General features: G+C 71.7%; 22 protein-coding genes, 1 tRNA gene and 1 pseudogene. 14 read left to right on the top strand and 10 right to left on the bottom strand.

The features are described from left to right. Nucleotides 1–5 precede the first annotated feature (5 nt). Nucleotides 6–401: a MerR family transcriptional regulator gene (locus tag AB0D66_RS20605; protein WP_244291201.1), complete on the top strand. Its 396-nt coding sequence runs from the start codon at nucleotides 6–8 to the stop codon at nucleotides 399–401. Then, nucleotides 398–1,429, top strand: a complete 1,032-nt coding sequence (locus tag AB0D66_RS20600; protein WP_362305191.1) for an aldo/keto reductase — start codon at nucleotides 398–400, stop codon at nucleotides 1,427–1,429. The genes AB0D66_RS20605 and AB0D66_RS20600 overlap by 4 nt, the downstream gene beginning before the upstream one ends. Before the next feature lie 38 nt (nucleotides 1,430–1,467). On the opposite strand, the gene AB0D66_RS20595 is transcribed toward AB0D66_RS20600, so the two are convergent. The 3 genes from AB0D66_RS20595 to AB0D66_RS20585 all read right to left on the bottom strand — a co-directional run bounded on the left by AB0D66_RS20595 (nucleotide 1,468) and on the right by AB0D66_RS20585 (nucleotide 4,435). Then, nucleotides 1,468–2,322, bottom strand: coding sequence for a DUF4429 domain-containing protein (locus tag AB0D66_RS20595; protein WP_362305188.1), 855 nt, complete (start codon nucleotides 2,320–2,322; stop codon nucleotides 1,468–1,470). A 66-nt stretch (nucleotides 2,323–2,388) separates the two neighbouring features. Next, nucleotides 2,389–3,627, bottom strand: a complete 1,239-nt coding sequence (locus AB0D66_RS20590) for an alpha/beta hydrolase (RefSeq protein ID WP_362305405.1) — start codon at nucleotides 3,625–3,627, stop codon at nucleotides 2,389–2,391. 97 nt (nucleotides 3,628–3,724) lie between these two features. Then, complete coding sequence (locus tag AB0D66_RS20585; RefSeq protein ID WP_362305185.1) at nucleotides 3,725–4,435, bottom strand: TetR family transcriptional regulator; 711 nt, start codon at nucleotides 4,433–4,435, stop codon at nucleotides 3,725–3,727. A gap of 348 nt (nucleotides 4,436–4,783) precedes the next feature. On the opposite strand from AB0D66_RS20585, the gene AB0D66_RS20580 reads away from it, so the two are divergent. Then, complete coding sequence (locus AB0D66_RS20580; protein ID WP_362305182.1) at nucleotides 4,784–5,164, top strand: peptidase inhibitor family I36 protein; 381 nt, start codon at nucleotides 4,784–4,786, stop codon at nucleotides 5,162–5,164. Here AB0D66_RS20580 and AB0D66_RS20575 read toward each other — a convergent pair. Both AB0D66_RS20575 and aceE read right to left on the bottom strand, forming a co-directional pair. Beyond that, a complete protein-coding gene (locus AB0D66_RS20575; RefSeq protein WP_362305179.1) occupies nucleotides 5,145–5,969 on the bottom strand; it encodes an ion channel in 825 nt (274 codons plus the stop codon). The two genes, AB0D66_RS20580 and AB0D66_RS20575, sit on opposite strands and share 20 nt — an antisense overlap. A gap of 121 nt (nucleotides 5,970–6,090) precedes the next feature. Further along, entirely contained in the window at nucleotides 6,091–8,823 is a 2,733-nt protein-coding gene (gene aceE, locus AB0D66_RS20570; protein ID WP_362305176.1) for a pyruvate dehydrogenase (acetyl-transferring), homodimeric type, read from the bottom strand. 460 nt (nucleotides 8,824–9,283) lie between these two features. Between aceE and AB0D66_RS20565 the strand changes: the two genes are divergently transcribed. The 6 genes from AB0D66_RS20565 to AB0D66_RS20540 all read left to right on the top strand — a co-directional run bounded on the left by AB0D66_RS20565 (nucleotide 9,284) and on the right by AB0D66_RS20540 (nucleotide 13,913). Next, the gene (locus tag AB0D66_RS20565) at nucleotides 9,284–9,712 is read left to right on the top strand and encodes a DUF3052 domain-containing protein (protein WP_069920150.1); all 429 of its coding nucleotides are present in this window, start codon (nucleotides 9,284–9,286) and stop codon (nucleotides 9,710–9,712) included. Between the two features lie 158 nt (nucleotides 9,713–9,870). Next, nucleotides 9,871–10,329 (top strand): peroxiredoxin, encoded by a 459-nt coding sequence (locus AB0D66_RS20560; protein WP_362305171.1) that lies wholly within the window; start codon nucleotides 9,871–9,873, stop codon nucleotides 10,327–10,329. A 201-nt stretch (nucleotides 10,330–10,530) separates the two neighbouring features. Continuing rightward, nucleotides 10,531–11,106, top strand: a complete 576-nt coding sequence (locus AB0D66_RS20555; protein WP_008739115.1) for a TerD family protein — start codon at nucleotides 10,531–10,533, stop codon at nucleotides 11,104–11,106. A 232-nt stretch (nucleotides 11,107–11,338) separates the two neighbouring features. Beyond that, nucleotides 11,339–11,914 carry a TerD family protein gene (locus AB0D66_RS20550; protein WP_266936833.1) on the top strand — a complete coding sequence of 192 codons (576 nt, stop codon included), beginning with the start codon at nucleotides 11,339–11,341 and terminating at the stop codon, nucleotides 11,912–11,914. A 34-nt stretch (nucleotides 11,915–11,948) separates the two neighbouring features. Next, entirely contained in the window at nucleotides 11,949–13,061 is a 1,113-nt protein-coding gene (locus tag AB0D66_RS20545; RefSeq protein ID WP_362305168.1) for a DUF475 domain-containing protein, read from the top strand. Nucleotides 13,062–13,169: 108 nt separating this feature from the next. After that, nucleotides 13,170–13,913, top strand: coding sequence for a Tellurium resistance (locus AB0D66_RS20540; protein ID WP_362305165.1), 744 nt, complete (start codon nucleotides 13,170–13,172; stop codon nucleotides 13,911–13,913). 66 nt (nucleotides 13,914–13,979) lie between these two features. Here the strand turns inward: AB0D66_RS20540 and AB0D66_RS20535 are convergent, their stop codons facing one another. Next, entirely contained in the window at nucleotides 13,980–14,741 is a 762-nt protein-coding gene (locus AB0D66_RS20535) for a TerD family protein (RefSeq protein WP_362305161.1), read from the bottom strand. 194 nt (nucleotides 14,742–14,935) lie between these two features. On the opposite strand from AB0D66_RS20535, the gene AB0D66_RS20530 reads away from it, so the two are divergent. The 4 genes from AB0D66_RS20530 to AB0D66_RS20515 are packed head-to-tail and all read left to right on the top strand — an operon-like array spanning nucleotide 14,936 to nucleotide 20,151. After that, nucleotides 14,936–16,102 carry an HpcH/HpaI aldolase/citrate lyase family protein gene (locus AB0D66_RS20530; protein WP_362305158.1) on the top strand — a complete coding sequence of 389 codons (1,167 nt, stop codon included), beginning with the start codon at nucleotides 14,936–14,938 and terminating at the stop codon, nucleotides 16,100–16,102. 8 nt (nucleotides 16,103–16,110) lie between these two features. Beyond that, nucleotides 16,111–18,657 carry a phosphoribosyltransferase gene (locus AB0D66_RS20525; RefSeq protein WP_362305155.1) on the top strand — a complete coding sequence of 849 codons (2,547 nt, stop codon included), beginning with the start codon at nucleotides 16,111–16,113 and terminating at the stop codon, nucleotides 18,655–18,657. After that, nucleotides 18,654–19,487: an HAD family hydrolase gene (locus AB0D66_RS20520; protein ID WP_362305152.1), complete on the top strand. Its 834-nt coding sequence runs from the start codon at nucleotides 18,654–18,656 to the stop codon at nucleotides 19,485–19,487. The genes AB0D66_RS20525 and AB0D66_RS20520 overlap by 4 nt, the downstream gene beginning before the upstream one ends. Nucleotides 19,488–19,491: 4 nt before the next feature. After that, a complete protein-coding gene (locus AB0D66_RS20515; protein WP_362305149.1) occupies nucleotides 19,492–20,151 on the top strand; it encodes an O-methyltransferase in 660 nt (219 codons plus the stop codon). A gap of 15 nt (nucleotides 20,152–20,166) precedes the next feature. Here AB0D66_RS20515 and AB0D66_RS20510 read toward each other — a convergent pair whose 3' ends face one another. The 3 genes from AB0D66_RS20510 to AB0D66_RS20500 all read right to left on the bottom strand — a co-directional run bounded on the left by AB0D66_RS20510 (nucleotide 20,167) and on the right by AB0D66_RS20500 (nucleotide 22,795). Next, nucleotides 20,167–20,394: a zinc ribbon domain-containing protein gene (locus tag AB0D66_RS20510; RefSeq protein ID WP_362305146.1), complete on the bottom strand. Its 228-nt coding sequence runs from the start codon at nucleotides 20,392–20,394 to the stop codon at nucleotides 20,167–20,169. 33 nt (nucleotides 20,395–20,427) lie between these two features. After that, nucleotides 20,428–20,964, bottom strand: coding sequence for a DUF4383 domain-containing protein (locus AB0D66_RS20505; protein WP_362305402.1), 537 nt, complete (start codon nucleotides 20,962–20,964; stop codon nucleotides 20,428–20,430). 586 nt (nucleotides 20,965–21,550) lie between these two features. Then, nucleotides 21,551–22,795, bottom strand: coding sequence for a hypothetical protein (locus tag AB0D66_RS20500; protein ID WP_362305143.1), 1,245 nt, complete (start codon nucleotides 22,793–22,795; stop codon nucleotides 21,551–21,553). A 105-nt stretch (nucleotides 22,796–22,900) separates the two neighbouring features. Between AB0D66_RS20500 and AB0D66_RS20495 the strand changes: the two genes are divergently transcribed. Further along, a tRNA-Val gene (locus AB0D66_RS20495) sits at nucleotides 22,901–22,975 on the top strand. Nucleotides 22,976–22,995: 20 nt separating this feature from the next. Here AB0D66_RS20495 and AB0D66_RS20490 read toward each other — a convergent pair. Further along, nucleotides 22,996–23,882, bottom strand: a pseudogene (locus AB0D66_RS20490) (site-specific integrase); the annotation flags it as partial. Nucleotides 23,883–24,010 lie beyond the last annotated feature (128 nt).

The following is a 24,010-nucleotide window of genomic DNA, read 5'->3' as shown; positions in this document are numbered from 1 at the left end:
GGCCCATGAGCCTGACGCAGACGCGGTACACGATCAGCGAGGTCGAGGCCCGGACCGGTCTGACCCAGCACACGCTGCGCTGGTACGAGCGGATCGGCCTGATGCCGCACGTGGACCGCTCGCACTCGGGGCAGCGGCGGTTCAGCGACAAGGACCTCGACTGGCTGGCGTTCGTCGGCAAGCTGCGCGCCACCGGCATGTCGGTGGCGGACATGGTGCGCTACGCCGAACTGGTCCGCGAGGGCGAGCACACCCTCGACGACCGCCGCGAGCTGCTGGAGGCGACACGGCGCGACGTACGGGCGCGGATCTCGGAGCTGACGGACGCGCTCGCCGTGCTGGACTACAAGATCGATTTCTATGCGATGAACGCGGTCGCGGGGAAGAAGGCGCAGTCATGACGGTCGTTTCGCAGTACGACGGCACCCTCGGGCAGGTCGAACTCGGCAAGGGCGGCCCGCTGGTGGGCGTCCAGGGCCTGGGCTGCATGGGCATGAGCGAGTTCTACGGGGACACCGACGAGGCGGCGGCCCGCGCGACCCTGGATGAGGCCCTGGCCGCCGGGGTCACCCTCTTCGACACCGCGGACACCTACGGGCTGGGGCGCAACGAGGAGTTCCTCGCCCCCTTCGTGGCCGCGCACCGCGAGGAGATCACCCTGGCGACGAAGTTCGCCATAGAGCGCGGCGAGGACCCGCTCCACCGGGGCATCCGCAACGACCCCGGCTACATCCGGCAGGCGGTCGAGGGCAGCCTGCGCAGGCTCGGCGTGGACGTCATCGACCTGTACTACATGCACCGGCGCGACCCGGCCGTGCCGCTCGCCGAGTCGGTGGGCGCCATGGCGGAGCTGGTGCGCGAGGGCAAGGTGCGCCACCTCGGGCTCAGCGAGGTCACCGGCGCGGAACTGCGCGAGGCGCACGCCGTGCACCCCATCGCGGCCCTCCAGTCGGAGTGGTCGCTGTTCAGCCGGGACGTGGAGCGCAGCGCGGTGGGCGCGGCGGCGGAGCTGGGCGTGGCCTTCGTGCCGTACTCCCCGCTGGGCCGGGGCTTCCTGACGGGGGCCTTCGCCGACGCGTCGGCGGACCTGGGGGCCGAGGACTTCCGCCGCCACCAGCCGCGGTTCACCGGCGAGAACGCGAGGACGAACGCGGCGCTGCTGGCCCCGGTCCGGGAGATCGCCGCGGCGCACGGGGCGAGCCCGGCGCAGATCGCCCTGGCCTGGGTCCAGCAGCGGGCGCGGGTGCACGGTCTGACCGTGGTCCCGATCCCGGGCACCCGCAGGGCGACGCGGCTGCGGGAGAACACGGCGGCGACGCGCATCACGCTGACGGATCCGGAACTGGCCCTCCTGGAGCCGATCGCGTCCGCGGTGGCGGGGGACCGCTACCCGGACATGACCTTCACCTCGGCCTCGCGGGAGGCATGAGGGCCGGGGCCGGCCGGACCGGGTCGCGCCGGGGGCGGTCAGGGCCGCTCGGCGGTGAACCGGTCCCGCAGGGCCACGTACTCCGCGTCCGTCAGCAGCCCGGCGCAGTGGAGCTCGCTCAGGTGCTCGAGCCGGTCGTCGGACGGCCGGGGCGAGGGGAGGGCGGCGACCGGCGTGCGGCCGCGCAGGGCGGCCAGGACCGCCGCGGCGAAGGGGAGGGACTCGTGGACCGAGCCGTAGCCCACCGCGAAGACGGCCGTCGCGAGGTCGTGGCTCGGGCGGGGGTCGGGCTCGGTGTCGCGGGGCTCGCGCAGCAGCAGCCGCAGGTGGCCGCCGGGGCCGTCGGGGGAGCTCCACTGCACGCCGGCGAGTTCGGACAGGGGGTAACGCCGGTCGCCCGCCTTCCATTTGGTGCTGGTCGCGCCGGTGCGCGACCAGTGGAGGGTGACCGCCGCGCCGTCGAAGGCCACGCGGGCGTCGTACGCCTTCAGCTGGAGCGGCGGCCGCGGGACGTCGACCAGGAAGTGCTCGGAGGGCTCCGCCGCCTCCGGGCCGAGCCGGGAGCGCAGCGCGTCGGCGAAGGCCTCCGCGGAGGCGGCCCGGTCGCCCGGCAGGACCAGCCGGTAGGGGTCGCAGACCTCCCTCAGCTGTCCGGCGGCGGCCTCCATCAGCGGATCGGCGCCCAGCCGCGGGACGGCGCGCAGCACCACCGTGTCCCGCTTCCCGGCGGTCACGGTCACCGCGGACACCGCTTCCAGGGGGATCCGGCGCTCGCCCAGGGCGTGCAGGAGCCTCGGCTGCCTCGGCGTTCGTAGCCCCCGTGCGAAGCGGATGAGCACCGAGTCCGTGTCGAACTCCCAGACGGCATGGTTTCCGGCCAGTACGTCACCCATGCGGCACATCGTAGAGGGAGGGGCCCTCGCGCGTCCCCCTCGGTGCGGGTCCCACTTTTCGGGCCTCTACGCGCGTCCGTCGCTCTCCGCGCCGGAAATACCGTCCCGGCAGGCGTCGTCCCCGGTCGCGCACACGACGGAACCGAATGCGCCGGTTCCGATTTTGGCGAAGTTGTCCACCGAATCGGTACCTGGCTCGAAATAGCCGGTGTGGGCCCTGGCGGTGGCCGAGGACAGCAGCCGCGCGCCGAACTCCGCGGAGACCGGGTCGGCTCCGTGGCCCAGCCCGCCGAACTCCAGGTGCGGCACGTCCGCGATCCAGTCGCCCTCGTCCCGCGTGGCCCAGACCCGGGCCGAGGTGCGCAGTCCGGCCACGTTCGAAGCGCGCATCCCGGGGCTGCCCGCCACCACCACGTCCGTCACCCGGCGCGGCAGCTCGTGTGCGGCGACCCCGCACACCACCGATCCGTAGCTGTGGCAGAACAGCGCCACCGTGGAGTCCCCGGGCAGGGCGGTGGCCAGCGACTTCAGCCGGACGGCGCCCTCGAGGGCCATGCGGCCGGTGGCGGCGTCCATGCCGACCCCGGTGGGCGCGCTGTACCCGGCCCAGGCGATGACCGCGGTCCGGCTGTCCGGGGCGGCCGCGCGCTGGGCCTCATAGAGGGACTCGGCCATGCCGACCGGGGCGGTGAAACGGCGCTGCGTGCGCTCGAAGGTGACCGCGTCGGTGTCGACGCCGGGGACGACCACCGAGACCCGGCGGGCCCGGTCGAGGTCCCCGAAGACCTCGGCGACGAGGCCGCCGCCGGTGGGGTCGAAGGCGAGGATCTGCCGGCCGGGCTCGGCGAGCGAGGCGAAGCGGTGGGCGCGGCGGGTGGCCGTGACCCGGTCGGCCGGGGCCAGGGCCACATCGCGGCCGCGGGCCTCCTCGACCAGGCCGGCCTGCTCCAGGCCGAGCCGGTTGGCCCGGTAGCGGGTGGCGGCGGGGGCCCCGTCGAGGTTGCCCACGACCAGGGGGTAGCCGTCGGCGAGCCGGGCCCGCTGGGCGCCGTCGAGCCCGTCGAAGAAGCGGGCCACGGTCCGTGCGGGGGCGTCCGCGGGAGGCACCGGCCGGCCGCCGATGCGGGCCTGGGACCAGGCGGAGAGGGCGGCGGCGCGCAGCGGGGTACCGCCCTCGGGGCGGTGCACGGCCGTCCAGCCGGTCGTCGCCAGCATGACGAAGACCACCGCGAGCGCGAGCAGGGTGCGCAGGGCGGCGGGGCGCGGGTCGGCGACGGGGGCGGTGGGGAGGGCGGGGCCGGGCAGTTTCACTGGGACCAGCGTAGGAGACCGTTTCCGGCCGGGGCGCGCCGGGTGACGGGTCTCACGGCCGACCGGGTGGGTCCGTGCGGCCAGTTGGCGATCAGCGGCCGGCCGGCCCGGAGCCCGCCCCCGGCGCGTCCGCGGCGCCCGGTCCCCGCCAGTTCCCCGCCAGAGCAGGGCCGATCTGGTCCAGATAAGCCTCGGTCATCCGCCGGATCGCCGCCACGCTGGTGTCCTCGCCCTGCCCCCACAACCGACCCGTGACCCGCATCACCCCGCAGAACGCGGCGGCGGCCACGCGCGGGCGCGGGTCGGCGTCGGCGTCCAGGCCCTCGCGGGCGGCGAGCAGCCGGGAGATCCGCTCCTCCAGGCCGGTGGAGCGGCGCAGGTGCACGGCGAGCAGGGCCGGGGTGCGCTCGATCAGTCGGTAGCCGCGCATGTAGAGGTCGACGGGGACCACCTCGCCCAGGGCCTGGTCGAGGGTGTCCCAGGCGGCGAGCACCGCACCGCGCATGGCCTCGAGCGGGCCCTCGGCATCCGGCCGGGCCTGCAGCGCGGTGAGGAAGTGGGACTCGACCAGGTCCTGGACGCCGAAGGCGACCTCCTCCTTGTTCACGAAGTACCGGAAGAAGGTCCGCTGCGAGACGTGCACGGTGTCGGTGATCTCGTCGACGGTGGTGCGCTCGTACCCCTGGGAGACGAAGAGCAGCAGGGCGGTGCGCAGCAGAGCGTCCCGGGTGCGCCGCTTCTTGCGCTCGCGCAGTCCCGCCGCCACCGGTGCGGCCGGTGCCGTCCGCTCGTCGGTCCTCACCGCGGGGGCTCCCTTCTGACGCCGGGTGGGCGGTCAGGCTACCGGTGACCTCCCCGCAGGCGGCCGTCCCGTTGGGCCGTTGGTGAAGGGACGGCAACCCGTTCGGGGACAGCCCCCGGGCCGGGCGGCCGGGCCGGAAGCGCCCGGAAGCAGGCCCGCCGGAGCCCGGCGGACGGGTCAACTCCGTACGTACGAGGGCGCGGCCGGAGGGTTCCGGGAGGGCTGTCGCCTATCAGGGTGGACCCGGCCGCGACCCCTTCCGCCCGCCCTTATGCGCAGGTCAGCGTGGTGTCAGCGGAGCCCCGGAAACGGTCCGGGGGCCGCCCGTCCACAAGGAGTTGACCCGTCATGCGTACGTGGAGCACCACTTTCGCCGCCTTCGCCCTGGCCCTGACCGCCCTCATCCCGAGCACGGCCGGCTCCGCCCACGCCGCGGGCCAGGCGGCCCTCGGGGCATGCGCCACGGGCCAGCTGTGCCTATGGGCGAAACCGGAGTTCAAGGGCACCCGGCACACCCATGAACTGAGCACGCTGGAGATCAACAGCTGCACCGCGCTGCCCCCCGGAACCAGCGCGCAGTCGATCGCCAACCGCACCGGGCGCCCGGTGACGACCTACCAGTCGGCCGTGTGCGCGGAGACCGGCGAGTTCCAGACCTATCCCGGCGACGGGGTCTGGCTGCCCCAGTCCCCCTACCAGGTAAGGGCGTTCAAGGTGTGGGAGAACTAGCCCGGTCCGGCTGCCCCGCCACCGCCTCGCACGGCGGGGCAGCCGGACCGCGCGGCGCCGGGGCCGCCGGCCGCCCGGCCTGCGGGCCGCCCAGCCGGGACACCTCGGCGCGCAGCGCCCGCACCTCCGCGTGGAGCTCCTCGATCGCCGCCAGCTGGAGCCGCTCCGCCCGGTCGTCCCGCTCGAAGCGGGCGATGAACCACGCGGCGATGTTCGCCGTCACCACACCGAGCAGGGCGATCCCGGACAGCATCAGCCCGACGGCCAGCACCCGGCCGAGCCCGGTGGTGGGGGAGTGGTCCCCGTACCCGACCGTCGTCATGGTGGTGAAGGACCACCACACCGCGTCGCCCAGGTTCCGGATGTTCCCCTCCGGGGCGTCCCGCTCCACGCTCAGCACCGCCAGGGAGCCGAACATCAGCAGCCCCACGACGGCCCCGGCCACATAGGTCGTCAGCCGGATCTGCGGAGCCATCCGGGCCCGCCGGCCCACCAGCAGCAGCGTCGACACCAGCCGCAGCAGCCGCAGCGGCTGCACCAGCGGCAGCAGCACGGCGCACAGGTCCAGCCAGTGCGTCCGTACGAAGTGCCGGCGGTCGGCCGTGATGCCGAGGCGCACCAGGTAGTCGACGGCGAAGGCCGCCCACACCACCCACTCCGCGTGGGTGCACGCCCGGTGCACCCACGGGCGCGCGTCGGGCACCACGATCGGCACGGCGTACGCGACGGCGAAGCACACGGCGAGCACCAGCAGGGGAGCCTGCGTACGGCGCTCCCAGCGGGCCTGGAGGGAGGGTTCCTTCATGCGGAGCATCGTAAGGAACGCGTAAAACGCAGGTGCCCCCGGCTCTGCCGGAGGCACCTGCGCTCACACCTGGACGGGGCCGGACCCGCGGGCCGCCCTCATCCGCTCCGCCGGGCGGCGGTTACGCGTCGCCGCCCGCCGCGCCCGGGTCCGCCGCCGTGACGTCCAGCAGCTGGTAGCGGTCCACGGCCTGCTTCAGCACCGAGCGGTCCACCTGGCCCGTCTTGGCCAGCTCGGTCAGCGTCGCCAGGACCACCGACTGCGCGTCGATGTGGAAGAAGCGGCGGGCCGCACCACGGGTGTCCGCGAAGCCGAAACCGTCCGCGCCCAGCGAGGTGTACGGGCCGGGCACCCAGCGCGAGATCTGGTCCGGCACCGCCCGCATCCAGTCGGAGACCGCCACGAAGGGACCCTCGGCGCCCGACAGCTTGCGCGTCACGTACGGGACGCGCTGCTCCTCCTCCGGGTGCAGCAGGTTGTGCTCCTCCACCTCCACGGCCTCGCGGCGCAGCTCGTTCCAGGAGGTCGCCGACCAGACGTCCGCGCGCACGTTCCAGTCCGCCGCGAGGATCCGCTGCGCCTCCAGCGCCCACGGCACCCCCACGCCCGAGGCCAGGATCTGCGCCCCGATGGTGCCCGACGTGCCCGCCGACACCCGGTGGATGCCCCTGAGGATCCCGTCCACGTCCACGTCCGCCGGCTCGGCCGGGTGCTGGATGGGCTCGTTGTAGACGGTCAGGTAGTAGAAGACGTCCTCCGCGTCGGGCCCGTACATGCGCCGCAGACCGTCCCTGACGATGTGCGCGATCTCGTAGCCGTACGCCGGGTCGTACGCCACGCAGCCCGGGTTCGTCGACGCCAGCAGCTGCGAGTGGCCGTCGGCGTGCTGGAGCCCCTCACCCGTCAGGGTGGTCCGGCCGGCGGTCGCACCCAGCACGAAACCGCGCGCCAGCTGGTCGGCCATCTGCCAGAACTGGTCACCGGTGCGCTGGAAGCCGAACATCGAGTAGAAGACGTAGACCGGGATCAGCGGCTCGCCGTGCGTGGCGTACGCCGAACCCGCCGCGATCAGCGAGGCCGTGCAGCCCGCCTCCGAGATGCCGTCGTGCAGCATCTGGCCCGTCGGCGACTCCTTGTACGCGAGCAGCAGCTCGCGGTCGACCGCCTCGTACTGCTGCCCCAGCGGGTTGTAGATCTTGGCGCTCGGGAAGAACGCGTCCATGCCGAAGGTGCGGTACTCGTCGGGCGCGATCAGCACGAAGCGCTTGCCGATCTCCTTGTCCCGCATCAGGTCCTTCAGGATGCGGACGAAGGCCATCGTGGTGGCGATCGACTGCTGCCCCGAACCCTTCTTGGCGGCCGCGTACGCCGCGTCGCCCGGCAGCTCCAGCGGCTTGGCCCGCACCACACGGGTCGGCACGTAGCCGCCCAGCGAGCTGCGCTGGTCGTGCATGTACTGGATCTCGGGCGAGTTGCGGCCCGGGTGGTAGTACGGCGGCGCGCCGCCCTCCAGCTGCTGGTCCGTGATCGGGATGTGCAGGCGGTCGCGGAAGCGCTTGAGGTCGTCGACCGTCAGCTTCTTCATCTGGTGCGTCGCGTTGCGGCCCTCGAAGTTCGGGCCCAGCGTCCAGCCCTTGACCGTCTGGGCCAGGATCACCGTCGGCTGGCCCTTGTGGGCCTTGGCCGCCGCGTATGCCGCGTACACCTTCTTGTGGTCGTGCCCGCCGCGGCCCAGGTGCTGGATCTGGTAGTCGGTCATGTTCTCGACCATCGCGCGCAGCCGCTGGTCGTCCCCGAAGAAGTGGTCGCGGATGTACGCGCCCGATTCGGTGGCGTACGTCTGGAACTGCCCGTCGGGCGTGGTGTTCATCTTGTTGACCAGGATGCCGTCGCGGTCCTGGGCCAGCAGCGGGTCCCAGGAGCGGTCCCAGATCAGCTTGATGACGTTCCAGCCGGCGCCGCGGAACTGCGACTCCAGCTCCTGGATGATCTTGCCGTTGCCGCGCACCGGGCCGTCGAGGCGCTGCAGGTTGCAGTTCACGACGAAGGTCAGGTTGTCCAGGCCCTCGCGGGCGGCGATCGACAGCTGGCCGAGCGACTCCGGCTCGTCCATCTCGCCGTCGCCGAGATACGCCCAAACGTGGGACTTGGAGGTGTCCGCGATCCCGCGCGCCTCCATGTACCGGTTCATCCGGGCCTGGTAGATCGCACCGAGCGGGCCCAGGCCCATCGAGACGGTCGGGAACTCCCAGAAGTCCGGCATCAGCCGCGGGTGCGGGTAGCTCGAAAGGCCGTACGGCGCCTTCGACTTCTCCTGCCGGAACGCGTCGAGCTGCTGCTCGGAGAGCCGGTCCAGGAGGTAGGCGCGCGCGTAGATGCCGGGAGAGGCGTGGCCCTGGAAGAAGATCTGGTCGCCGCCGTCACCCTCGTCCTTACCCCGGAAGAAGTGGTTGAAGCCCACGTCGTAGAGGGAGGCGGAGGAGGCGAAGGTCGCGATGTGGCCGCCGACTCCGATGCCCGGCCGCTGGGCGCGCGAGACCATCACGGCCGCGTTCCACCGGGTGGCGTTGAGGACCTTGCGCTCGATCTCCTCGTTGCCGGGGAAGAACGGCTCGTCCTTGGTGGCGATCGTGTTGACGTAGTCCGTGCTGCGCATCTCGGGCACGGCCACGCGCTTCTCGCGGGCCCGCTCGATCAGCCGCAGCATCAGGTAACGGGCACGCTCACGGCCCCGCTCGTCGACCGCCGCGTCCAGGGAGTCGAGCCACTCCTGCGTCTCCTCCGGATCGAAGTCCGGGACCTGACTGGGCAGGCCGCCAATGATGATCGGATTGCGATCGGATGCGGAAACCACGCTGTTCCTTCGCTGTCGGGGGAGTCGTGCCTTGGGTTCGCCGCCTCCCATGGTCTTACGCTCGGCCGAAATCGTCATCTTTACCGCTGGGTAATCCCTGGAGACGGCAGGAAGTCCGGGATGGGCGATCCGAAGGCGGCCCGGCCAAACCGCAACCTTACGCCCAAGCCGGTCACACACGGTCAACGAACTCGTAAGGACGTTCGTCCCTCAAACAGGTAGGAAAGTCCCAAGGCGTCGCCGATGATGCCGAAAGAAACCGCAATGGTGTGGGATGAATCACCAGAGCCCCGAACGGGGAGGCTGAAAGTTGCGGCGAGACGGCCGCAATCGTCACCGTTTCGACGGTCTCGGCGGCCGGGTACTTGCGCGATCCGCCGCGCCCGTGTGGACTACGTCCAATGCTGCGCGTACGCGCGCCGCCAGAAGACATTCACCGAACATGAGCAGGAGGCACCCCGTGAGCGCGACCGCGGACCACGCGGAGAACCTGGCCGCCCGGCTGGGTTTCCAGTCCGAACAGGTGGTCCAGGAGATCGGCTACGACGACGACGTCGATCAGGAATTCCGTGATGTCGTTGATGAGCTCGTCGGCGACCTCGTCGACGAGGACTACGACGACGTCGCGGACGCCGTGTTGCTGTGGTTCCGCGAGGACGACGGCGATCTGGCGGACGCACTGGTCGATGCCACCGAGCTGATCGAGGACGGCGCACTGATCCTGCTGCTGACCCCCAAGACGGGCCGCCCCGGCTACGTCGAGGCCAGCGACATCAAGGAAGCCGCGGAAACCGCCGGCCTCTCGCTGGCCAAGGGTCTTCCCGTGGGCAAGGAGTGGGCCGCCACCAAGCTGGTGACGCCCAAGACGGCCGTCAAGTCCAAGCGCTAAGCCGCGCGCCCTCCGCTCCAGAGCGGACACTTTTCGCACCCCGTCGACCCCGGTCGGCGGGGTGTGTGCGTTCCCGGCCGTGCCCGGCCTAGGCTGTGCCTCACCCGAACGGCCCACTGCGGGCGATCCAGGAATGCGGGAACGAAGGGATGCGAGAGATGGCGATCGAGGTCGGCGACAAGGCCCCGGACTTCGAGCTCAAGGACAACCACGGCGCCACCGTGCGGCTCTCCGACTTCCGGGGGGAGAAGGCCGTGGTGCTGCTCTTCTACCCGTTCGCCTTCACCGGCGTCTGCACCGGCGAGCTGTGCGAGCTGCGCGACCAGCTGCCGCGCTTCCAGAACGACGAGGTCCAGCTCCTCGCCGTCTCCAACGACTCCGTGCCGACCCTGCGGGTCTTCGGGGAGCAGGAGAACCTGGACTACCCGCTGCTGTCGGACTTCTGGCCGCACGGCCGGACCTCGCGCGACTACGGGGTCTTCGACGAGGGCAAGGGCTGCGCGGTCCGCGGCACCTTCATCATCGACAAGGACGGCGTCGTGCGCTGGACTGTCGTCAACGGACTGCCCGACGCGCGTGACCTGAACGAGTACATCAAGGCGCTCGACAGCCTCTGAGGCCCGCCTCGGGGGAGCACCCGGGGAGAGCCCCGAAGGAGCTCCCCGCGCTCTTCGCCGCAGTTCCGCGCGAAAACCGTTTACAGGCGGGAACCCGTCACTAGGATCGAAACGTTGATCCGGTAGCTTCCCCGGCCACGGCCGGGAGGGCCCACCGCACGACGGGGCACCGCCCCACACACAGAACCCAATGGAGGACCCGTGGGAGTCAGCCTCAGCAAGGGCGGCAACGTCTCGCTGACCAAGGCCGCGCCTAACCTGACGGCGGTCATCGTCGGTCTGGGCTGGGACGCTCGCACCACCACCGGTGTCGACTTCGACCTCGACGCCAGCGCGATCCTGACCAACGACCAGGGCAAGGTCGCCAGCGACGCGAACTTCGTCTTCTTCAACAACCTGAAGAGCCCCGACGGCTCGGTCGAGCACACCGGTGACAACACCACCGGTGAGGGCGAGGGCGACGACGAGGCGATCAAGGTGAACCTCGCCGGCGTGCCGGCCGATGTAGCCAAGATCGTCTTCCCGGTCTCGATCTACGAGGCCGAGAGCCGCCAGCAGAGCTTCGGCCAGGTCCGCAACGCGTACATCCGCGTGGTGAACCAGGCGGACAACACCGAGCTCGCCCGCTACGACCTCTCCGAGGACGCCTCGACCGAGACCGCCATGGTCTTCGGCGAGCTGTACCGCAACGGCGCGGAGTGGAAGTTCCGCGCCATCGGCCAGGGCTACGCCTCGGGCCTGCGCGGCATCGCGCAGGACTTCGGCGTCAACGTCTGAGCCCAGAGCAGTTCATCCGTCCGGCGCCGTGCACTGTGTGTACGGCGCCGGACCGGCTTTGCGGCCCCCCGGGCCGGCCCCGCGGCCGGCCCGGGGCCGCGTCCCACGGCACACCGCACGCGGGCACCGCACGGCCACACCGCACACGGCCACGCCGCAACACCGCACACGGCCACACCGCACGCAGCCACACCGTCACGCAGGCACACCGTCGTCCGGGGAGGACCACAACATGGGCGTCACACTCGCCAAGGGGGGCAATGTCTCCCTCTCCAAGGCCGCACCGAACCTGACCAGGGTTCTCATCGGCCTCGGCTGGGACGCGCGCTCGACCACGGGCGCGGACTTCGACCTCGACGCCAGCGCGCTGCTGTGCAACAGCGGCCGGGTGCTGGGGGACGAGTACTTCGTCTTCTACAACAACCTGAAGAGCCCCGAGGGCTCCGTCGAACACACCGGGGACAATCTCACCGGCGAGGGTGACGGCGACGACGAGTCGATCATCATCGACCTCAGCAAGGTGCCGGAGCGCGTCGACAAGATCGTCTTTCCGGTCTCGATCCACGAGGCCGACAGCCGCCGGCAGAGCTTCGGCCAGGTCAGCAACGCCTTCATCCGCGTGGTGAACCAGGCGGACGGCCAGGAACTGGCCCGCTACGACCTCTCCGAGGACGCCTCCAGCGAGACCGCGATGATCTTCGGCGAGGTCTACCGGTACGGAGGTGAATGGAAGTTCCGTGCAGTGGGGCAGGGGTACGCGTCGGGCCTGAGGGGCATCGCTCTAGACTTCGGGGTCAACGTTTCGTAAAGCCGCAACAAGACGCATGGGGTGCCAGGTGCCAGTGGTTCTGAAAACCTTCGGCTGGTCGTTCGCCATCACGGCGCTCGGCCTCGCCTTTGCCGCGTGGCAGTGGGGGTGGGAGGCGTTCGGGATCGTACTGATCCTGTCGATCCTCGAGATCTCGCTGTCCTTCGACAACGCGGTCGTCAATGCCGGAATCCTGAAGAAGATGAACGCCTTCTGGCAGAAGATCTTCCTCACCATCGGCATTCTGATCGCCGTGTTCGGTATGCGGCTGGTCTTCCCGGTGGCGATCGTCGCCATCAGTGCCAAGGTCGGCCCCATTGAGGCCATCCAGCTGGCGCTGGACCACCCCGAGCAGTACGAGGCTCTGGTCACCGACGCCCACCCGGCCATCGCGGCCTTCGGCGGCATGTTCCTCCTGATGATCTTCCTCGACTTCATCTTCGAGGAGCGGGAGCACAAGTGGCTCGCCTGGCTCGAGCGTCCGCTGGCCAAGCTCGGCAAGGTCGACATGCTGTCGGTCTGCATCGCCCTGATCGCGCTGCTCGTCTCGGCGATGACCTTCGCCGTCAACGCCCACACCAGCACCGGCCACGCGGACAAGTCCGCCACCGTGCTGCTCGCCGGCGTCGCCGGCCTGATCACGTACCTCATCGTCGGCGGCCTGTCCTCGTACTTCGAGGACAAGCTGGAGGAGGAAGAGGAGCGCGAGCACGAGGAGGAGGAGAAGGCCAAGGCCGCGGGCAAGCCCGTATCCGCCGTCGGCCTGGCCGGCAAGGCCGCGTTCTTCCTCTTCCTCTACCTGGAAGTCCTCGACGCCTCCTTCTCCTTCGACGGGGTCATCGGCGCCTTCGCCATTACCAACCACATCTTCTGGATGGCGCTCGGCCTCGGCATCGGCGCCATGTACGTCCGTTCGCTCACGGTCTACCTGGTCCGCCAGGGCACCCTGGACGACTACGTGTACCTGGAGCACGGCGCGCACTACGCGATCGGCGCGCTCGCGGTCATCCTCCTGGTCACCATCCAGCACGAGATCAGCGAGATCATCACCGGCCTCATCGGCGTGGTGCTGATCGCCGCCTCCTTCTGGTCCTCGGTGCGCCGCAACAAGCGCGTGGAACTGGAGGGTTCCGCCGCCGAGGCATGACGGCGGCGGTAATGCGGAACGCTCCATGGCGGGGCGGCCCGCCGGGTCCACGGACCCGGCGGGCCGCCCCGCTTCCGTAGGCATGCAGGGGTACAGGGGGGTAGGGGAATGGGCTTCTTCGACGGGATCTTGGGCAGCCGCGCCGTGCAGTTCCAGTCGGGCAGCGCCTCGTCGAACGCGATCGAGCTGACCAAACGGCATCCGACGGTGTCACTCACCAAACAGGGGGCGGTCCACGGCAATCTGCGCGTCAACCTGTCCTGGCGCATGCGCACCTCCGACATAGGCGGCAGCAGCCACGGCCAGAGCGGCCGGCTCCTGCGCCACCCGTTCAAGCTGTTCAAGCCCGACATGGTGCAGGCGCACACCCAAGGCATGGTCAACGTCGACCTCGACATGGGCTGCCTGTACGAGCTGGCCGACGGCACCCGGGGCGCGGTCCAGCCGCTCGGCAACCTGCTGGGCGACATCAACGACCCGCCGTTCGTGAAGCTCAGCGGCGACGACCGGTTCGGCTCGGCGTCCGGGGAGACCCTCTACATCAACCTCGACCACGCCGAAGAGATCAAGCGGCTCCTGGTCTTCGTCTACATCTACGACCAGACCCCGGCCTTCGACCGCACCCACGCCATGGTCACGCTGTTCCCGGTCACCGGTCCGCGCATCGAGATCCCCCTGGAGGAACGGCACCCGCAGGCCCGCTCCTGCGCGGTGGTCTCCCTGGAGCACGTCAAGGGCGAGCTCACCGTCCGGCGCGAGGTGAAGTTCGTGTACGGGTTCCAGGCCGAGCTGGACCGGCTGTACGGCTGGGGGCTCCAGTGGGGGCGGGGCTACAAGAGCACCAAGGCCTGAGCCTGACCGGAGCCCCGCGCGGGGGCGCCGCCGGGGCCGTCAGCGGCGTCGGCGCCGTCAGCGCCGTCAGCGGCGGATGAACTGCGGGCCCTGCACCGGCAGCCGGAAGGACGGGTCGGCGCCCGGACCCGGCAGCGGGGCCGGGGACACCGGCTGCGGGTAGCCGTAGGCGGGCGGGACGGACGGCGGAGCCTGGGTGGGCGGGGCCATGGCGGCCGTCTGGTCGGCGGTGGGTCCGGCCGCCGGGCTCCCGGCCGCCGGGCTGTCCGCGGCCTCGGGGGCGTTCTCGTCGACCGAGATCCCGTGGTCGGTGGCCAGCCCCACCAGCCCGTCGGAGTAGCCCTCGCCCAGCGCGCGGAACTTCCACCCCTCGCCCCGGCGGTACAGCTCGCCGCAGATCAGAGCCGTCTCGGCGCCGGTCTCGGGCCGGACGTCGAAGTAGGCCAGCGGTTCGGAGCCGCCGCTCGCGGTGGCGTCGTACAGGAGGATCCGCAGGTCGCGGACCCGCTCGAAGGGGACGTCCTCGGCGGAGGCGACCACCAGGATCCGGTCCACGGCCGGGGTGACCGTCCGCAGGTCCGCCTGGACCGCGTCGGTGACCGCCTCGCCGAGCTGCTTCTTGCCCAGCCGCCAGACCGCCCCCGAGGGGTGCCGGGGCTGGTTGTAGAAGACGAAGTCCTCGTCCGAACGCACCCGGCCGTCGGAGCCCACGAGCAGCGCGGAGGCGTCCACGTCGGGCACCTCGGGGCCGGTGGTCCAGCGCAGCACCGCCCGGACCGCTGCGGCGGCCACCGGGATGTTCGAGCCCTTCTGCATCGCGTGCGTCATGCCCGTCATCCTGCCCTCCCCGGGTGGAGCGGGACAATGCGGCCCCCCGTAGGGCCTTGTATCGAACGCGAGAGCTGGGCATGGTGCAAGAGGGTTACCTGAACTTCATGTGCTTGAGGAACTCTTGACTCACGTTCGTACGTACTATTACCGGCCACGCCAGTTGGGCCGCCGAGGCAGTACGGGGGAAGCACATGCGTCACTTTGGGCACATCTCGCCCACCGTCCGTAAGGACCTCTTCCACCAGGAACCGGCGGAATTCACCGGAGCCTCGCCCGCCCGCACCCTCGCCGCAGCCCTCGGAGCCACCCTCTACAGCCCCGCCACCCGCCCCCAGCTCGCCCGGGACATCCGCAAGCAGGCCGGCCGCGGAGTCGTCTCCATGGTCCTCTGCCTGGAGGATTCCATCAGCGACGGCGACGTCGCCGGAGCCGAGGAGAACCTCGTCCGGCAGTTCGCCGAACTCGACACCGACGACACCGAGCTCCCGCTCCTGTTCATCCGCGTCCGCACCCCCGAGCAGATCCCCGACCTGGTGCGCCGCCTCGGCGCCGCCGCGCACCTACTGTCCGGATTCGTACTTCCCAAATTCGACGAGAGCAGTGGCAACGCCTTCCTCGACGCCGTGGCCCAGGCCGAGGCCGCCGGCGGCCACTCCCGGCTGTATGCCATGCCCGTCCTGGAGACCCCTGGCCTGCTCCACCTCGAAACGCGCGTCGAGACGCTCGCCGGGATCTCCCGCACCGTCAACAGCCACCGCGAGCGGGTCCTGGCCCTGCGGCTCGGCGTCACCGACTTCTGCTCGGCCTACGGGCTGCGCCGCACCCCCGACATGACCGCCTACGACGTCCAGATCGTGGCCGGCGTGATCGCCGACGTGGTCAACGTCCTCAGCCGCGCCGACGGCACCGGCTTCACCGTCACCGGACCCGTCTGGGAGTACTTCCGCAGCCAGCAGCGCCTCTTCAAGCCCCAGCTGCGCCGCAGCCCCTTCCTCGAGGAAGGGGTGGAGGAACTGCGCACCGCCCTGATCGAACACGACCTGGACGGGCTGCTGCGCGAGATAGAACTCGACCGGGCCAACGGGCTGCTCGGCAAGACCTGCATCCACCCCGCCCACGTCACGCCCGTCCACGCACTGTCCGTGGTCTCCCACGAGGAGTACTGCGACGCCGAGGACATCCTGCGCCCCGAGCGCGGCGGTGGTGGAGTGATGAGGTCTGCTTATACGAACAAGATGAACGAGGTGAAGCCGCACCGGGCCTGGGCCGAGCGCACCATGCAGCGCGCCGAGGTCTTCGGTGTGGCGAAGGAGGAGGTCGGCTTCGTCGACCTGCTCACGGCCGGACTCCAGGTGTGAACCACCCGGTGACGGCGTCGACGACGAGGAAGGGCAAGACGATAGAAGCGGTGTGGTCGGGAACCTGGGTCGCGGACCGGCTGGGCGTCAGCCTGCAGGAGGCCGGCACGCCGGGCTCGCCGCGGCTCGCCGAGCTGCTCGGGCTGGCGCTGCGGCGCAACCCCAAGCGGGCCCACCTGCTGGTCTCGCAGGTGCTGGGCAAGCACGTCCCGCAGTCCCCGGCGACCGTCTACGCCGCCGGGTACGGGCTCGGCGAGCGGGTCCGGGCGCTGCTCGGCGCGGACGGCGCCGCCGGCGCGGTCGTCCTCGGCTACGCGGAGACGGCCACCGGGCTCGGCCACTGCGTCGCCGACGGCCTGGGCACCGCCCCCTACCTGCACTCCACCCGCCGGCCCGTCCCGGGCGTACGGCCCGCGGGCGGCTTCGAGGAGGCGCACTCGCACGCCACCTCGCACCTGCTGCTGCCGCAGGACCCCGAGCTGCTCGCGGGCAGCGGGCCGCTGGTCCTCGTCGACGACGAGTTCTCCACCGGCAACACGGTCCTCAACACCATCCGCGACCTGCACGCCCGCCACCCGCGCGCGCACTACGTGGTCGTCGCCCTCGTCGACATGCGCTCCCCGGCCGACCGCGACCGCCTCACCGCCTTCGCCGCCGAGATCGGCGCCCGCGTCGACCTCATAGCCCTGGCCTCGGGCACGGTCACCCTCCCGGAGGGAGTCCTGGCCAAGGGCCAGGCCCTGGTGGCGGAGCACGAGGCCCGGGCCGCCGCCGAGGGCGGCCGGCCCCAGCCCCGCCCCGGGTCCGGCGCAGCCCCCGCAGACGGCCCGCGGCCGGTCACGCGCGTCGACCTGAACTGGCCCGGCGATGTCCCCGACGGCGGCCGCCACGGCTTCACCCCCGCCCACCGCGCGGCCCTGGACAAGGCCCTGCCCGACATGGCCGCCCGGCTCGGCGCGGCGCTCGGCGACGACCCCGGCCGCGTGCTCGTCCTCGGCAGCGAAGAGCTGATGTACGCCCCCCTGCGCCTCGCCAAGGCCCTGGAGGAGGCGGGCGCGGCCCGCGAGGTCCGCTTCTCCACCACCACCCGCTCGCCCGTCCTCGCCGTGGACGACCCCGGCTACGCCATCCGCACCCGCCTGGTCTTCCCCGCCCACGACGCTCCGGCCGACGGCCCCGGCGACCGCTACGCCTACAACGTGGCCGGCGCCGGCTTCGACGCGGTCGTCGCCGTCGTCGACTCGGCCGGTGACACCCCCGCACTGCGCACCGGACTGCTCGCGAGCCTCGCCCCGCACACCGGCCGGGTCCTGCTGGCCGCCGTACCGTCCTACGTACCCGACCGGCAGGAGCACGAGCCGATCATGACCGAGCCGACCACGGGCGAGCCCCTGCGCGAGCCCGCCCGCGATCCCCTGCGCGAGCCGTTGCGCGGCCCCGACTTCTCCTCGTACGCCGCCGAGGACGTCGGCTGGCTGCTCCAGGACCTCTCCGACGTCGAGCTCGAAGCCCCGACCGAGGAGCGCGAGGAGGCGATCCAGGCGGGCGGCGCGCACTACGCCGAATCCCTGCCCGTCGAGTACCAGCCGTCCCCGCAGTACCAGGAGCTGTACCAGAGCGCGCTGACCGACTCGGCCGCCCGCATCGCCCGCGCCGTCGGCACCGTCACCGAGACCGTCCTCGCCGAGCGCTCGCCGTCCCCGGTGCTGGTCTCCCTGGCCCGCGCCGGCACCCCCGTCGGCGTCCTGATGCGCCGCTGGGCCCGCGCCCGGCACGGCCTGGACCTGCCGCACTACGCCGTCTCCATCGTGCGCGGCCGCGGCATCGACGCCAACGCCGTGCGCTGGCTGGCCGCCCGGCACGACCCGGCCGACGTCGTCTTCGTCGACGGCTGGACGGGCAAGGGCGCCATCACGCGGGAACTGACGGCCGCCCTCGCCGCATACCCCGGCTTCAACCCGGAGATCGTGGTCCTCGCCGACCCCGGCTCCTGCGTGCGGACGTACGGCACCCGCGAGGACTTCCTGATCCCCTCCGCCTGCCTCAACTCCACCGTGTCCGGCCTCATATCGCGTACCGTCCTGCGGTCCGACCTGGTCGGCCCGGAAGACTTCCACGGCGCGAAGTTCTACCGCGAACTCGCCGGAGCGGACGTCTCCACCGCGTTCGTCGACACGGTCGCCGCCCACTTCGACGAGGTCGCCGACGCCGTCGTCGAGGAGGTCAAGGAACTCCTCGCCACCGACCGCACCCCCACCTGGGAGGGCTGGGCGGCCGTCGAGCGGATCAGCGAGGAGTACGGCATCCACGACGTGAACCTGGTCAAGCCCGGAGTCGGCGAGACCACCCGGGTGCTGCTGCGCCGGGTGCCGTGGAAGATCCTCGCCCAGCGCGGCGCGGGCGCCGACCTGGACCACGTACGGCTGCTCGCCGAGCAGCGCGGGGTCCCGGTGGAGGAGGTCGACGGCCTGCCCTACACCTGCGTCGGCCTCATCCACCCCCGATTCACACGCGGCGCCACCGGCGCCGACGGAAAGGCCGTGGCCTCGAAGTGACTGTCCTGGTAGCCAGTGATCTCGACCGTACGCTCATCTACTCGGCGGCCGCCCTCGGCCTGACCATGCCCGACCCGGTGGCCCCCCGGCTGCTGTGCGTCGAGGTCCACGAGAGCAAGCCGCTGTCCTACATGACCGAGACGGCGGCCGGACTGCTGGCGGAACTGACGGCCGACCCGACGGTCGTCTTCGTCCCGACCACCACGCGCACCCGCAAGCAGTACCAGCGCATCCGCTTCCCCGGCCGCCCCGCCCAGTACGCGATCTGCGCAAACGGCGGCCAGCTGCTCGTCGACGGGGTGCCCGACCGGGACTGGCGGCGGCAGGTCGCGGCCCGCCTGGCACTGGAGTGCGCCCCCCTGGAGGAGGTCCACGCCCACCTGCTGGCGACGGCCGACCCGGCGTGGCTGCGCAAGGCGCGGGTGGCGGAGGAACTGTTCGCCTACCTCGTCGTGGAACGCGCGCTCGTCTCCGACGAATGGCTCAAGGCGCTGGCGCAGTGGGCCGAGCCGCGCGGCTGGACGGTGTCCCTCCAGGGCCGCAAGATCTACGCCGTGCCGCGCCCGCTGACCAAGAGCGCGGCGATGCACGAGGTGGCCCGCCGTACCGGCGCCACCACGACCCTGGCCGCCGGCGACTCCCTCCTGGACGCCGACCTGCTGCTCGCGGCGGACGCGGCGTGGCGACCGGGCCACGGCGAACTCGCCGACGCCCAGTGGCACGCCCCCAACGTGACCGCCCTGGCCACGGCGGGCGTGCTGGCGGGCGAGGAAATCCTCCGCGCATTCGGCCGAGCGGCCGGACGGGCGGCCGGAGCGTTGCGAGACTGACCGCATGACCAAGGGCAACAGCACCAAGATCACCGATGAGCTGTACCGGTACATGCTCGCCCACAACCCCCCGCTGGACGCGGTCCAGCGGGGGCTGGTGGAGACGACCTACGCCAAGTTCCCCGACGTCGCCGGAATGCAGTCGGCCGAGGAGCAGGGGCCGCTGCTGGCCTTCCTCGTCCGGCTGACGGGCGCCCGCCACATCGTGGAGGTCGGCACGTTCACCGGCTTCTCGTCCCTGTCGATGGCCCAGGCGCTGCCCGCCGGCGGCCGCCTCATCGCCTGCGACGTCTCCGAGGAGTGGACGGCGTACGGCAGGGAGGCCTGGGAGGCGGCGGGCGTCGCCGACCGCATCGAACTGCGGATCGCGCCGGCCCTGGACACCCTGCGCGCCATGCCGGAGGAACCGCACATCGACATGGCGTACGTGGACGCCGACAAGGAGAGCCAGATCGCCTACTGGGAGGAGCTGGTGCCGAGGCTGCGGCCGGGCGGCCTGATCGTCACGGACAACACGCTCTTCCACGGCTCGGTCCTCGACGAGGCGGCCACCGGCTCGGCGGCCGGCGTCCGCGCGTTCAACGACCACGTCTCGGCGGACCCCCGCATGGAGTCCGTCATGCTGGCCATCTCGGACGGCCTGACGCTCTCCCGCAAGCGCTGAGGGAGGGCGGACGGCCTAGCCGCAGCCACCTCCGCCGCAGCAGCCCCCGCCGCCCCCGCCGCCCATGGCGCGAGCGGGCGCGGGGGCACCGCCGGCAGTCCCGCCGACCGCGACGGCGGACAGCAGCTTGACGGTGTCGGCGTGACCTGCGGGACAGTCGGCGGGAGCCGAGGACTCGGCCATCGGCCGGCTCAGCTCGAAGGTGTCGTCGCAGGTCCGGCAGCGGTACTCGTATCGAGGCATGCGGCCAAGGCTATGCCGCCATGGCCGCGAGGGCTACGGGCGACCCGGCGCGGGCCGCCGGTACGCGCCGTACGCCCTGTCCTCCCGGGCGGCCTGCTCCGGATGGCGGGCCCGCCAGTACGGATTGTCGTGCGGCAGCGCGCTGCCCACCCGCCCGTACATCCCGAACCACATCAGCATCACGCCGACGACGAAGCTGAACAGCACGTTGGGAATCTTGAAGGCCAGGAAGTTCAGCTCGGTGTCGAGCAGCGCGAGATTCACGAACCCGCTGGCGATGAACAGCAGGCCCAGCACGATGTTCAGGGTGGAGGCGAACGTTCCGCCGATCACCATCCCGATGCACAGCAACGCCCCGATGCAGATCGACAGCACGCTCAGCGCCCCGTTCGTGTTCAGCGCCAGCACCGTGTCCCCGCCGGTGTCGAAGAACCCGATCCGGTCGACGAGCCCCAGGATGCCGAACACGACCAGCAGCAGCCCGGTCAGACCGGCCCCGACCCGGTAGACCTTGCTCAGCTTGTGATCGGCCGGCAGATGCTCGTCGAGGCGGGCGTTGACGGGGTGCATCACGCGCCGCAGCAACCCGTCCGGGGCCGCTGGCTCGTGGGACGGCGGGTAGGGCTCGTGCGGCACGTACGGCGCATAGGACTCATGGGGCTCGGTGCACCCGTAGAGCGCGTGGGGCGCATAGGACTCGTGCGGCGCGGAGTGTTCACCGGGCCTGCGGGAAGCGTGGGTAGCCATACCACCCTCCTCTGCTCCGAAAGGGCGCCCCTCCAGCATCCGCCGACACCCGACCAGAGACAACCCGGGCCTGGGGGCGGCGGGGGTGGGCTGGGGCGGGGCGGGGCTCTGGTCTGGCGGCGCGGGGCCTGCGAGGCCCGGCCTGGGGGCCGGGCCCGAGGCCTGACCTGGCGATGCCGGGCCGGAGGCGCGGCCCTGGCGGGGCCGGGCGCGAGGCCCGGCGGGAGGCCGATCTGGCGGCACCCGGCCCACGCCCCCCGGCCCACGCCCCCCGGCCCACGCCCCCCGGCGCCCGCCCTCCGGGGTGCATCTCATCTCGGACTCACCTCGGACGTGACTCAGACTCACCTCAGACATGACGCAGACTTGGCGCACTCCGCCGGGGAGGGCGGATCCGGATCCAACCGGCTCAGCCCTGGCCGCGCTCCGCCCGGATCCCGCTCACCACGCGGTGGACGGCCTCCCGTACGTCCTGCATCTCCAGCAGGAACGCCCAGTAGTCCGGATGCCGGCCCTCCAGCGCGGCCAGCGCCCGGTCCACCCGCGCCACCGCATCGTCCAGCGGCCGAGCGTGCCGAGGATCGGGCACGCTGCGGCCCGCCATCGCCAGCCGCTGCGCGTCCCGGATCGCGAACCGCGTCTTGTCCACCTCGGCCCGCGGATTGCGCGCCACGTCCTCCAGCCGCGTCAGCCGGTCCTGCGCCGCCGACACCGCCTCGTCCGTGGCCTCCAGCGCATCCCGTACCGCGTCGATCAGCACGCCCACATCGGCCCACCGCTGCTCGTCCCGGGCACGGGACGCCTCCAGCAGCCGGTCCTCCGCCTGCGCCACGTCCCGTACCGCCTCGTCCGGCACGTGCTGGAGGTCCTGCCAGCACGCAGCGCTGAACCGCCGACGCAATTCGCTGAGCACCGGATCCACCCGGTCCGCCCGGTTGCGCAACGCCTGGGCCCGGGTCCGCAGGCTCACCAGCCGCCGGTCGATCTCCGCGGCCCGCTCCGGCAGCCGCGCCGCCTCCGCCCGCACACCCTCCGCGTCCCGCAGGATCCGGTCGGCACGCTGCACGGTCTCCTGCACCCCGTGCCGGCCCGCACCCTCGTTCATCTTGGTCAGCTCCGGGGCCAGCGCTGCCAGCCGCGCCGCCAGATCGTCGGCCCGCATCCCCTTGGCCCGTACGGCATCCAGCGCATCGCTTGCCGCCAGCAGCGCGGCCTTCGCCCGCTCCCGGGCCGGCGCGACCCGGGCGAGCTGCGTCTCGGCCTTGTCCAGCAGCGGCTGCAACCCCTGCGCGAACTGGTCCAGCTCCCCCTTGACCCGCACCAGCTCCTCGCGCGCCCGGGTCAGCTCCTCCCGCGCCCGCGAGGCGGCCGACGCCTCCAGATCGACCCGGTCCAGGTCGTGCGCGTCCACCGCCTCGATGTACACGTGGCTGACCTGATCGATCCGCTGCCCGAGCGCGGCGAACCCCTCGCTCGCCTGCCGCCCCGCGGGCGACCCGTCCGCAGCGGCAATCGTCTCGATGGAGATCCGCAGATCCCGCTGCGCACTGTCCAGCTCGTAGAACGCCGCGGCGGCGGCATCCTTAGCCGCCTGCGCATCGGCCCGCCGACTCTCGTCCCGCCCACCGAACCACCGTCGGGATGCCGTCGTCACAATCCCTCTCCCGTACCGCGTCCGCAATGCCCCGGACCATTCTCCCCCAAGGGAACGGGTTTGCGTGGGGGGTGTGCCCGCCATGTAGGCTGTCCACTCATCCACGGGTGCGTAGCTCAGGGGTAGAGCGCTGCTCTTACAAAGCAGATGTCGGCGGTTCGAAACCGTCCGCGCCCACCAGCTAGAAGGCCCCTCGCCGATCACGGCGGGGGGTCTTTTGCATGCAGATCTGACATCAACGGGGACGGTCTGGAGCGGCCGCGACGGGTCCTGAGCAGCCGGTCCGTGTGCCCGATCGCCTCGCGCTGAGTGTCCTGCACAACGTGCGCGTAGACGTTCATGGTGACGGCGATCTGAGAGTGCCCGAGGATCTCCATGACCACCCGAGGCGGGACGCCGGCGGCGGTCAGCAGCGTCGCGGTCCCGTGCCGTGCGTCGTGCAGCCGGACAACCCGGATCCCGACGTCCTTGGCCACGCGGGTGAAGGGCCGATAGACGTTCCGCGGCTCGATCGGCCGGCCGGTCCGGGTGGTGAACACGTAGCCGGTCTCCTCCCACTTCCCCCGGCGGCCTCCCTCATGGCGGCCTGCTTCATCCGCTGCCAGCGCAGGGGAGCGACGCAGATCCCGGGCAGGGGGAGAGTCTGCCGGCGGCGGCGCCCCTTGGGGTCATCGTCGTACGCCTCGCCTCGAACATGCTGTCGCTGAGTCCTTACCCGTATCTCCCGCTTGTCCAGGTCGACGTTTTCCCACCGGAGCCCGAGGAGTTCTCCGCGCCGGAGGCTGAGGGCGATGGCGAGCACGAAGGTGGGGTACAGCGGGTCCGTGCGGGCAGCGGCGAGGAGGTCGAGGGGCTCGTCCAGCTCCCACGGCGACAGCTCCCGCGCCTGCACCTTGGGCGGCTCGACGAGCGAAACCACGTTCCAGCTGACGAGCTCTTCCCGGCAGGCGGCGGCAACGGCGGTCCGCAGCACCCGGTGCGACTCCTTGGCGGTTGCCGCGCTGGTCTGCTTCTGCAGCTGCACCAGGGCTCGGCGCACGTCGGCGACGCTCAGCGACTCCAGCCGCTTCTTCCCCAGCAACGGCACCGAATAGAAGACGGACACACCCACCATGCACCCGCGCCGAGCGAATCCACGGCTCGGCCCAACACCACCAGCCCCAGCCCCTGACGCAGGCCCCAGCGGAACTCGCCGAGCCACCAAGAGCCAAACAC

Origin of the sequence: Streptomyces sp. NPDC048270, assembly GCF_040652335.1 — a bacterium.
Classification (GTDB): domain Bacteria; phylum Actinomycetota; class Actinomycetes; order Streptomycetales; family Streptomycetaceae; genus Streptomyces.
Note: the sequence above shows the minus strand (reverse complement) of the source record. Positions and strands in the feature narration are given on the sequence as shown.

What these genes read in the sequence shown, in the direction of transcription:
- AB0D66_RS20600 (WP_362305191.1), top strand. Translation starts at nt 398, where the DNA reads ATGACGGTCGTTTCGCAGTACGACGGCACCCTCGGGCAGGTCGAACTC.
- AB0D66_RS20515 (WP_362305149.1), top strand. Translation starts at nt 19,492, where the DNA reads ATGACCAAGGGCAACAGCACCAAGATCACCGATGAGCTGTACCGGTAC.
- AB0D66_RS20605 (WP_244291201.1), top strand. Translation starts at nt 6, where the DNA reads ATGAGCCTGACGCAGACGCGGTACACGATCAGCGAGGTCGAGGCCCGG.
- AB0D66_RS20580 (WP_362305182.1), top strand. Translation starts at nt 4,784, where the DNA reads ATGCGTACGTGGAGCACCACTTTCGCCGCCTTCGCCCTGGCCCTGACC.
- AB0D66_RS20575 (WP_362305179.1), bottom strand. Translation starts at nt 5,969, where the DNA reads ATGAAGGAACCCTCCCTCCAGGCCCGCTGGGAGCGCCGTACGCAGGCT.
- AB0D66_RS20550 (WP_266936833.1), top strand. Translation starts at nt 11,339, where the DNA reads ATGGGCGTCACACTCGCCAAGGGGGGCAATGTCTCCCTCTCCAAGGCC.
- AB0D66_RS20510 (WP_362305146.1), bottom strand. Translation starts at nt 20,394, where the DNA reads ATGCCTCGATACGAGTACCGCTGCCGGACCTGCGACGACACCTTCGAG.
- AB0D66_RS20505 (WP_362305402.1), bottom strand. Translation starts at nt 20,964, where the DNA reads ATGCACCCCGTCAACGCCCGCCTCGACGAGCATCTGCCGGCCGATCAC.
- AB0D66_RS20595 (WP_362305188.1), bottom strand. Translation starts at nt 2,322, where the DNA reads ATGGGTGACGTACTGGCCGGAAACCATGCCGTCTGGGAGTTCGACACG.
- AB0D66_RS20560 (WP_362305171.1), top strand. Translation starts at nt 9,871, where the DNA reads ATGGCGATCGAGGTCGGCGACAAGGCCCCGGACTTCGAGCTCAAGGAC.
- AB0D66_RS20535 (WP_362305161.1), bottom strand. Translation starts at nt 14,741, where the DNA reads ATGACGCACGCGATGCAGAAGGGCTCGAACATCCCGGTGGCCGCCGCA.
- AB0D66_RS20530 (WP_362305158.1), top strand. Translation starts at nt 14,936, where the DNA reads ATGCGTCACTTTGGGCACATCTCGCCCACCGTCCGTAAGGACCTCTTC.
- AB0D66_RS20540 (WP_362305165.1), top strand. Translation starts at nt 13,170, where the DNA reads ATGGGCTTCTTCGACGGGATCTTGGGCAGCCGCGCCGTGCAGTTCCAG.